Raw genomic sequence first — 12,015 nt, forward strand, 5'->3', positions numbered from 1 at the left:
AAGAGCCTAAGCCGGCTCTTTTCGTTATATCTTGTACAGACTGAAAAATTATTTCTTTTTCTTATGTCTGTTTTTTCTCAACCGCTTTTTTCGCTTATGAGTTGACATCTTTGCTCTTTTTCGTTTCTTTCCGCTGGGCATAACTTGTTCTGTTAATATTTATATTCTGTTGATTTACTTGTTAAGATTTTACATTCTCTTTAACTTCACTGACAAACGACTTTGCAGGCTTAAACGCAGGAATAAAGTGCTCCGGAATAATTATGGTTGTATTCTTGGAAATATTTCTTGCTGTTTTCTCTGCTCTTTTCTTAACAATAAAACTGCCGAAACCTCTCAAATATACATTATTATTATTCTTTAAGGAATCTTTGATATTTTCCATAAATGCTTCAACTGTTTTTTTTACAGCTACTTTCTCTATACCGGTTTGTTTTGATATTTCATTAACTATGTCCGCTTTTGTCATTTTCAGTATATTTTAGTTATCAATTAATTAACATCATTTTCAGAATTGCAAATATAAACTATTTCTTTTTATAAATAAAATTCTTATCCTTAATTTTTTATATTTTTTTATGTGTAAAAATACAACACTCTAACTTACTGCTCTTTACAGTTACAGCAAAGTTTATTTAAAACTATTTAATTTATATTAAAAACCTAAAAATCAATTATGTCCAAAACTGTTTATTTCAACATTAAAAATTTTTGAGGGGAATTTTTTTATCAAAGCCATATCATGGGTTGCCATTAATACGGTAGTTCCCTTTTTTGATGCACCTGTTAAAAGATGCATTATATTCTCAGAACTTTTTTCATCTAAATTCCCGGTAGGCTCATCTGCCAATATTAACAATGGGCTGTTTATCAATGCTCTTGCGATACCTACACTTTGTTGCTCTCCTCCGGATAATTCAAAGGGCATTCTTTTTTCTTTGCCTTTTAATCCTACAGTTTCTAATGTATTTATTATTTTTTTATTAATTAATGTTTTTGATTTTTCGCCGGAAGCTTCCAATACAAACTTTAAATTATCGTAAACATTTCTGTCGGTAAGTAGTTTATAATCTTGAAAAACAATACCCAACTTCCTCCTTAATAAATGAATTTGATTCTGTTTTATTTTTGTTAAATCATAACCTGCAACTTTCACTTCTCCGGTTCTGATTTCTTCGTCTGCATATAAAATTTTCAATAAACTTGACTTACCGCTTCCCACCTTACCTGTAAGATAAATAAATTCACCTTTATCGGCAGAAAAATTAATTCCCGATAAAATTTTATTGTTTTTTCTGTAAACAGATAAATTTTTTAGCCTTAAAATAGTTTCTTCCATTTCTGTAAAAGTTTTGTAAATATAAAAAACTATTTTAAAAAAACAATAACTCTAGTACAAAAACTAATATGATATAATTGACGAAATCTTGTTTTTTTATGATAAAGTTACTGTTTTAAAAAATAAAATTATATATTTGCATCACACACCAAAAATAATTGTTAAATACCTGTTGTATTTCTTGGATATAATTACCGGGTATTTAAAAGATATACTTTATTAATCAGTATGTTTTTGATTTAACTTTTTTATTATTTAAACAAATTAAAACAGTCATGAAGAAAAAAATCTTTGCTGCCGTATTAATTTTATTCTTTTTTACGGGAATGATAAATATCGGCTCAGCCCAACCTTGGACAGAATACCTTCCTCAAAATAAAAAAGAGAAGGGAGAGTATTACACACTATTTGATTATCAAAAAGCTTTTGAAAGCTATTGTGACAATTACAAATTAACCCATCAAAAAGGTGCTTTCGATAAAGACCCCGAAAACAAAGAATTCGGTGTCCCCGGTTATTCGCAATACAAACGTTGGGAATGGTATTGGCGACCCAGAGTTAATCCTAAAACAGGAGAATTCCCCGAAAAATCGGCTTGGGAAGTTTGGCAAGATTTTAACAAAACAAAAAGCGTTAAATCCGTAAGCGGAACTTGGATTTCAAGAGGAGATGCAATTTTAGACCCCATTGACGGAGGCTCTATTCAAGAAAGCGGAACAGGACGAATAAATTGTGCTTTATTTGACCCTATTGATGACAATCACTATTGGGCAGGAGCCCCGGCAGGAGGACTTTGGGAAACAACCGATAACGGAGCTACTTGGACATGCCTTACGGATGCCAATCCTGTTATCGGAGTGAGCGACATTGCTATTCCGCCGGATTATAATGTAACAACAAATCCTACAATTTTTATAGCAACAGGTGACAGAGATGCAGGAGACGACCCCAGTATCGGAATATTAAAAACTACTGACGGCGGTGCTACTTGGCTTGAAACAGGCTTAACATTTCAAGCAAAATCAGGTATAAGAATAGGTCGTGTAATTATTGACTCTGCCGACAAAAATATTATGTGGGCAGCAACATCTATCGGCATATACAAAAGTACAGATGCAGGTGTAACTTGGGCATTAAAACAAGGCGGAAACTTTATAGATATGGAAATTATTCCGGGATCTTCTACTAATTTAATTGCTACAACATACGGATTTGAACCTCAGGCATACAGAACAACAGACGCAGGAGGAACTTGGACTGTTACTTATGATGCTGCTTCTTATACAGGACAACAATTTAGAATGGACGTAGCTGTTACACCGGCAAATACAAATGTTGCATATATAATAATGGCTGACGGTGATAACAATATGGCTTTTGAAGCATTGTTCCGTTCAAGTGACGGAGGTGTTACTTGGACAGAAGTCTTTAACCAAGGCACTAATAATCTTTACGCGTGGAGTGCTAATAATACTGCAGCTGACGGAGGGCAAGGCTGGTATGATGTAGCCTTGGCTGTTTCAAGTACAGACGCAAATGTTGTTTATGTAGGGGGTGTTAACAGTTACATTTCTTCTGACGGAGGAGCTTCTTTCTCCGTTTATACCGGTTGGGACAGTTCGGTAGGTGCACCGGAAGTTATTCATGCCGACCATCATAATGCTTATTTCAGAGCTTCAGACAATCTGCTTTTTGATGTTAATGACGGAGGTATCTATTATAATAATTACGGTGTTACCAATACTTGGGTTTCCGTAACAGACGGTTTAGTAACAGGACAATTATATGATATAGGTGTTGCTCAAACAGTAAACAATGAAGTTATTTCAGGTTTTCAAGACAACGGAACAAAACTTGTAAAAACAACTTCTACCGATTACGACCAGGTTATAGGCGGTGACGGAATGTGCTGTGCCATTAATCCTACAGATAATAATATACAATACGGTACTTACGCCCAAATGCGTGTATATAAATCAACAAATGACGGCGGAACATTTTCTGTTATCAGAAATGCAGGTGCTGCCGATTGGGCAGGTCCCGTAGAAGCAGACCCGCAAGGAGGTGAAGTTTATATAGGAGATGATATGGTCAAACAATACAGAGGAACTTCCACTTTGTGGGACAACCTTTCGCAAAGCCTTGATGCAACGGATTATCTTAAAACCCTTGACATCTTTAATGACGGTGCAAATATAATGATTTGGACAGCAAGCCCTGCAGGATGCTGGAAATCACCTCTCGGAGGAGGTACGGGAAGCGGTTATACTCTTATAGCAGGCTTACCCGCAGATATGGTAACCGACATTGCAATTGACGAAAACGATTACAACCACGTTTATCTTTGCTTCGGAGGTTTTGACAGCTATAATGTTTATGAAACCTTTGACGGAGGTACTACATGGACAGATATTTCTGCCGGCTTACCGGAAGTTCCTTGCGGCTCCATAGTAATAAACGAACAAAACACAACACAGCACGAAGTTTATGTCGGTACAGATGCCGGTATTTATGTCAGGCTCGGTACGGCTCCGTGGCAATTATTTAATACAGGCATGCCTTTCGTAAGTATTACGGATTTAGAAATTTACTATGATGCAACACCCGCAAATACACGAATTTATGCAGCAACTTACGGTCGAGGTGTTTGGTCTTCAGACTGTTACGACCCACCGGTACTTGATGCTTCAATAAGCTATATTACTATTCCGGCTGATGAATATTGTGCTCTCGGAAATATTACACCCACAGTAACACTTGCTAATATAGGAACAACAACTCTTACAAGTGCAACCGTAAGCTACACACTCGACGGAGGCGGACCTGTTACACAAAACTGGACAGGCAGTTTAGCACAAGGTGCAACAACAACTATTACTTTCCCTGCCATTGCTTTAACTTACGGGGCTCATGATTTTGTTGCAACGGTTTCAAACCCTAACGGTTCAACGGATTCGAATGCAGATAATGACACAAAAACCAAAACATACAGCGTTTGGAATAATGATGTACCTTATACGCAATCATTTGACAATTTTACACCGGTAATAGGATACAACGGAGAATCTGTTGTTTTAGAGGGATGTTGGACAAACGAAACAGGAGAAAGTCCTCTTGATTGGAGCGTAACGCAAGGACAAACACCTTCGGGCGGAACAGGTCCTCTCGGAGACCACACAGGAGGAGGTAAATATTTATATACCGAAGTTTCCGGTGCAACTCTCGGAGACCCTGTTAATCTGTTAAGTCCCGTTTTTGACCTTACAAATTATACAAGTAACCAAATATCATTTTGGTATCAATTAAACGGTGCAAGTTGCGGTTCTTTACAAATTGACTTATTTTACAACGGTACTTGGAACAACGGCATTTCAGCAGTTTGGAACGGTGTTACCGCAACAAGCGTAAGCGGAAACTTAGGACAAACCTGGTTTCAAGTTGTAGCAGATATATCAGCTGCCGACGGTTTCAGCGATGCACAAATAAGATTAGCATCAACAGTCGGTGCTGCTTATGACGGTGATATAGCAATTGATGATTTTAATATCAGCGGTGTAAGTGCGTGTTCTCAGCCGACAACACAGGCAACAAATCTTACTTTTTCAGGTGTTACAAACAATTCAATTACTGCCTCATGGACAAACGGAAACGGTGATGCTGAAATAGTTGTAGTAAGGGAAGGTAGTGCCGTAAATCAAGATCCTACATCAGGAACAACTTATACGGCAAATTCTGTTTTTCCTACAGGTACTCAAATAGGTGTCGGAAACTATGTTGTTTATGACGGAACAACAGGAACGGTTACTGTAACAGGATTAACTTCCGGACTTACTTATTATTTTGCAGTTTACACATATAATGCTGTTGACCACTGCTATAATATTACGGAATTAACCGGAAATACGACAACACTCGGACCTCCGACTGTAACAACCGATGTTGTTTCTGCAATTACAGGTTCTTCGGCAACAAGCGGAGGTAATGTAACTTCTGATAACGGTTCTGCTGTTACGGTAAGAGGTGTTTGTTGGAATACAACAGGTACTCCGACTACGGCAGATAACACTACTTCTGACGGAACAGGAACAGGAGTTTTTGTAAGTAATATGACCGGCTTATCAGGAATAACTACTTATTATGTAAGAGCTTATGCAACAAATACATACGGAACAGCTTACGGAAATGAAGAAACATTTACTACGCTTTGCGGAACTGTTTCAGCTTTTCCGTACACACAAAGTTTTGATACTTGGGCAACAAGTATTCCGGTTGCTGGTTGTACCCCGGACAACTCAGTTACGCTTGAAGAATGTTGGACGAATGTGATAGAAGCAGGTATTGACTGGGAAGTAATTCCGGGTCCGACTGCTTCAACAGGAACCGGTCCGGCATCAGACCACACAGGAGGAGGTAATTATTTATATACTGAATCATCAGGCTCATGTACCGGAATTGGTTATGTTACTTCTCCCACTTTTGATTTAACTTCTTTATCTGATGCAACATTAACTTTTTGGTATCATATGTTCGGAACTATGTCCGGAGTAATGTCTGTTCAAGTTTCAACAGACGGAGGTGCTTCATGGTCAGCAGATTTATGGAGTCTTACAGGTGATCAAACTGATGCTTGGTTTCAGCAAAGTATCAATTTAACACCTTATGTCAGTTCTAATAACGTTGTTATAAGATGGACAGGAACTTTGTCGGGAGGAGATTTTACGTCTGACATGGCAATTGATGATATCAACCTATCAGGTACACCTGCAGCAACAGCAATTAACTGGACAGGTGCAGTAAGTGATGATTGGCAAACAACAGGAAACTGGGACAGCGGAACAATACCTACAGCTACTGATGATGTTACCATCCCCAACGTAACAACCCAACCGATTATTAATGACGGAACAGGAAGCGTAGCTCTTTGTAACAACATAACAATTGATATAGGAGCAAGCGTTACAATAGATCCCGACGGATATATGACCGTTGCAGGTGCAATTACAAATAATGCCGGAAATACAGGATTGGTTATTAATTCCGATGCAACCGGAACAGGTTCTTTAATTCATAACACATCAGGAGGTGTAGATGCAACCGTAAATAATTATCTTGCTGCTGCGGTTAATCAGTGGCACATGGTAGGTTCACCTGTTGCAGCTGCTACGGTTTCAGTATTCCCGGTAACAAGTAATTTATATACTTACACAGAAAGTGTAGATGATTACTGGACAGGAGCAACTTACGACTCTCCTGCAAACGGCTGGACTGCTTTTACATCCGGCAATATGGCAGTTAACACAGGTTACCTGTTTAATTATTATGCTACGACTTTGTCTTATACCGGATTATTGAACGACAATACCGTAACAGGATCTATTGCAGTAAATTATACAGATAACGGTGCAACTGCCGCAAACGGAAGCGACTATAACCTTTTTGACGGATGGCAACTTATTTCTAATCCTTATACTGCAGCAATTGATTGGGCTAATGCCGGCATTGTAAGAACTAATGTTGATGATGCAGTTTATTATTACGACGGTACAAATGCTCAATATGCAAGTTGGGTTAACGGTGTTGGAGCTAACGGAGGCACACAATTTATTCCTGCAATGCAAGGTTTCTTTGTAAAATCTGACTTAGCAAGCGGAACATTAAATATTCCCGCAGGGGCATTAGTACATAATGCTCAATCTTTCTGGAAATCATCAAAAGATGTTCCTGCCGACTACTTGAAGTTAGAAATTACGGGAAATGATATGGCAGATGAAACAATTATAAGATTTGATGTAAATGCAACGGAAGAACATGACAGTAAACTTGATGCTTATAAATTATTTTCTCATGAAACGGATATGCTTCAAATGTATTCGGTAACAAATAATTCAGCAGAACTTTCAATAAACACATTACCTGAAATAAATTCGGATGTTGTTGTTCCTCTGAAACTTTTATTTACTGCCGACACATATAATATTAATGTAAAAGAATTTAATTTTAATAATATAAGTGTAAGTTTAAGAGATAAATTAACAAGCGAAATATATGAACTTACAAATAATACAGTTCTTAATTTTGTAAAAGATGCATCCGACAATAACCGTTTTGAATTATTATTCAGTAAAAACTCATCAAATATTAATATGAATAATAAATTCGGGTTTAATATTTATCCGAATCCTAACAGCGGAATATTTTATTTAAGTTTTAATAAAGTAATAGATTCATACAAAGTTGAAATTTCTGATATAACAGGTAAAACAGTTTATCGAAATTTATTCAAAAATTCAATAAAATCTGAAATTGATTTGAACAATCAATCAAAAGGAATTTACTTTATTAAAGTAAAAATGTTCGATAATACAATAATTAATAAAAAGCTTATTATTGAATAAATTACATAATTTCATTTAAAAAAAATCCAAGAAAATTCTTGGATTTTTTTTTGATAATAACCACACCTTATGCAACCAAATAACATTTTTGTCGTATAAAACAACAAAAGTTAGAAATAAATTACTATTTTAGCAAAATTAAAAAATAAAAAACTTTTTTTAATGTTTTTTCGGGAAATTGCAACTATTTTCAAAATAAACTTATCTATGTATAAGAACTGTGATTTATAAAAACAATAACCGGCTTATCAAATCATAAAGATTTTTTATGTAAACAACATACAATCATATAATTTAAATTATTACTTATGAAACATCTTACTTTACTAACTTTATTTTTCGCCCTTATGTTTTCTTTAAGTTTCGGACAAAAAAAACTTACCGAAATAACAAAGAAAGAAGATAATAGTGTATTAGACATTAAATGGGGAACAGAATCGCATGTTATACAATGTTCTCAATTTAACATTACAAAACCCTTACGAGAAATGATGGTTCCGGATGCTTCTATGCTGGAAAGAAAAAGCTACCCTTTTACGGAATGGCCGGATAAAAGAGATATGCCGGTGCAAACATTCAGACCTGAGGTAAGAGCCGGTGATGCAAAATACGGTAATGACCCTTCAATAATTCAAACAGAACAAGGAAAAACTCTCGGAAAAGCTCCCATTCAAAATTGGGATGGGATGAATAGCGGTTCATTTCGCCCTCATGACCCAACCGGAGCAGCCGGACCGAACCATTATATGCAAGCCATAAACGGAGACACTTATCAAATTTGGGATAAAACAGGAACTGTACTGGGAACGGGAGCAATAAGTGCATTGTGGTCTCCCGCAGGAGGCGATGGTGACCCAATCATTCTGTATGACAAAGACGCTGATAGATTTTTTATGGCACAATTTGCCGGTGGCGGTAATGGTAATGACATTTTTATAGGAGTTTCAGTTACTCCTGACCCCACAGGTTCGTGGTACACATACAAATGGACATCGCCTGATTTTCCTGACTACCTGAAATTTGCAGCTTGGCATGACGGTTATTATATGACAGCAAATTTTGCTCAAAAGATTTATGCTTTTAACAGAACAAAAATGCTGGGAGGTGACGGCACGGCAGAAGCTGTTTATCAAACATTCAGTCCTCCGCAAAGTGGTTTCTTTGTCCCGGCAGCTGCGGATGCTTCAGACGGCACATTCCCTACAACCGGCCCTTGTCCGATATTTTGTTACCAAGATGACGGATGGACAGGTGTAACCTCTGATGCAGTAAACATATATGATGCTTCTATGAATTGGGGATCACTTACAATGGCTGTAAACTTAAATACATCTTTAAACACAAGTGCATTTGATGCTTCTTATGATCCGGGATGGGATGATGTTGCACAACCCGGAACTACTCAACTGTTAGACGGTATCGGCGGAGCAATGATGTTTCGGACACAATGGAAAACTTGGTCGGGCTATAATACCGTTGTTACTAATTGGGCTGTGCAAGTAACACCAACCCAAAGAGGTATTTTTTGGAGTGAATTACGCCAAGACCAAACAACAGGCAATTGGTCAATATATCAACAAGGTATTTATGCTCCCGGAACAGATAATGTTTGGATGGGAAGTATTGCAATGAATGATGCCGGACACATTGCATTAGCATATAACAAAACAAATGTTGCTTCAACTGTATATATGAGTCTGGCATATGCAGGACGACTGTCATGCGACCCTCTCGGAACTTTGCCGATTACAGAAGTTATTGCAATGCCCGGTGCAGGCTATCAAACAACATTAAACAGAGTTGGTGATTATGCCCAGACGAGCCTTGACCCTGATGGAACTACTTTTTGGCACACAGGAGAATACATCTATCAGACAGCTAGTTACACCTCTGCTGATACACGTGTTTACTCTTTCCAATTACCCGGAGCCTGTGCCCCTCCGACAGTATCAAATGTCTCTCCTACAAGCTTATTTGAAGACAGAGGAAAGCAAATCACAATAACCGGCTCTGACCTCGACGGTTGTACGTTTGATATAGGTGGTGTTACGGGAACAGTTGTTTCAAATGACGGAAGTACGGCTGTTATTGATTTCCCGCCGGGAAATTACACAAACAGCACTTTAACTGTGTTAAATGCTCAAGGAAGTGATACTTGGGCTATGACAGTCAGTACGCGTAATACAATACCTGTTGTTGCAGGAGCCGGAGTTACAAGCGATGACCATCCGACAATTCAAAGTGCCGTTGACGGACTTTTTGCATGGTACGGAACAACTGCTTTTAATGCAGGAGATTTACCCGGAGCAAAAATAATTGAAGTTGCCGTCGGAACTTATACAGAAGGTATTACTTTAAACAGCGGTCTTACACCCGATGCGACAAATACTTTAACAATACAACCTTTGGCAGGCAATATTGTCATTGTTGATGCCACAGGAAATAACTACGGCTTTGATTTAAGTACTGTAAATTATGTTATACTGACAGGATTTACTGTTCACAGTGCTGATTTGGATAATATTTATGCACAAGGAAATACCGTAACAATACAATACAATAAAACTTACGGCTCAACCGGAGGAAGCGGTATAAAAGTTGAAACGGGAACTCCGTTTACAGTTGCTAACAACCTGTCTTACACAAACTACAACTACGGAATTCACGTAAACAGTTCAAACAATTTCATAAAAAATAATACTGTAGATGATAACGGACACAATTTAACAGGAACACAAACATTATTAAAATCTTATACAACACCTTCTGTTTCAATACCTGATAACGGATGCCCGGGAACAGTTGCTGATGCAACAATTAATGTTCCTGAAAACGTAACAATTACAAATGTGCGAGTTTTAAATATGAACATAACTCATACTTGGGACGGTGATTTGGAAATTTCTTTAATTCACCCTGATGCAACGTCTGTAAGTTTATGTCTAAGCAGAGGAGGTAACGGTGATAACTTTACTAATACAAACTTTGATGATGCCGCCGGTACTGCAATTTCGGCAGGAACAGCCCCGTTTACCGGAACTTTTACACCGGAAACAGCTTTATCCGCATTAGATACAAAAACATCTACAGGAAACTGGAATTTACGCGTTTGTGACGGTGCTAGTGCTGATATTGGATCAATTGAAAGCTGGCAACTAGAAATTTCATATAGTGCTAATGAGCAAATAGGTTCAGGAATTTACGTGGGCTCGGTAACAGGCAATATAGTTGAGAATAACATTTCAGTAGCAAAAGCCGGAAGTAACAGCTATTATGCTCTTCAAAGCCCGGCAAATTCACTTACATCAAACTACAATACCTATTACACAACAAACACAAACTTATTTGACTATAACGGCACAATTGATAACACAGGACCCTTGGGAGCAAATGATTTAACAGGAGATCCCGTATTTATCGGAGGAGGCGACTATCATATTTTCTCAACTGCCGATTCTTATGCCGGCGGCGAATGGCCTCCGACAACTGCAACCGCAGGAACTTGGACAACAGATGCAAGTGATTCTCCCGCAATTGATGCAGGTAATACAGCAGATGCTTTTGCAAATGAACCTGCACCAAACGGAAGTTTAATTAATCAAGGTGCATACGGTAATACACCGCAAGCATCAAAATCAAATACGGTAGTTTGTACCTACCCTACTGCCCAAGCAACAAGCTTTTCTGTTGATGCAACAAACAATAATGATGTTACTGTTTCATGGACAAGAGGAACAGGAGGCGATGCTGTAATTGTGTTAGTACACGAAACAGTTGCAGTAGATTCTGACCCTGTTGACGGAGTTACTTACACTGCAAATACTATATTTGCTTCAGGAACACAAATAGGAGTTGGGAATTATGTTGTTCTTGATGCAAATGCAACTTCTGTAACTGTTACCGGCTTAACAGCATCTACAACTTATCATTTTGCAATTTACGAATATTCAACAACAGGTAATTGCTACTTAGTTCCTGCTTTAACAGGAAATGCAACAACAACTTCTCCTCCTACTTATAATTGGACGGGAACAACAAATTCAGATTGGTTTACGACTACAAACTGGAGTTCAGGAATAATACCGAGCTCAACAGATGATGTAACAATACCTAACGTAACCAATCAGCCCTTTATAGATAACGGAATCGGTACAGTTGCCGTTTGTAACAACATGACAATAGATGCAAGTGCAAGTGTTACAATTGACGTAACCGGATATATGACCGTAAGCGGAGCAATTACAAATAATGCAGGTACTGCAGGTTTAGTTATTAACTCTG

General features: G+C 37.8%; 4 protein-coding genes. 2 read left to right on the forward strand and 2 right to left on the reverse strand.

Features of this window, described 5'->3' with window-relative positions; genetic code table 11:
• Window positions 1-181 precede the first annotated feature (181 nt).
• Complete coding sequence (locus L3J35_02870; GenBank protein ID MCF6365124.1) at window positions 182-469, reverse strand: integration host factor subunit beta; 288 nt, start codon at window positions 467-469, stop codon at window positions 182-184.
• A 201-nt stretch (window positions 470-670) separates the two neighbouring features.
• Window positions 671-1,339, reverse strand: coding sequence for an ATP-binding cassette domain-containing protein (locus tag L3J35_02875; GenBank protein MCF6365125.1), 669 nt, complete (start codon window positions 1,337-1,339; stop codon window positions 671-673).
• A 275-nt stretch (window positions 1,340-1,614) separates the two neighbouring features.
• Here L3J35_02875 and L3J35_02880 point away from each other — a divergent pair, with 275 nt between their 5' ends.
• Together L3J35_02880 and L3J35_02885 are read left to right on the forward strand one after the other, a co-directional pair.
• Window positions 1,615-7,734 (forward strand): T9SS type A sorting domain-containing protein, encoded by a 6,120-nt coding sequence (locus tag L3J35_02880; protein MCF6365126.1) that lies wholly within the window; start codon window positions 1,615-1,617, stop codon window positions 7,732-7,734.
• 308 nt (window positions 7,735-8,042) lie between these two features.
• On the forward strand, window positions 8,043-12,015 hold a 3,973-nt coding region (locus L3J35_02885; GenBank protein ID MCF6365127.1), incomplete at its 3' end, for a proprotein convertase P-domain-containing protein.

Source organism: Bacteroidales bacterium, from assembly GCA_021648725.1.
Classification (GTDB): domain Bacteria; phylum Bacteroidota; class Bacteroidia; order Bacteroidales; family JAADGE01; genus JAADGE01.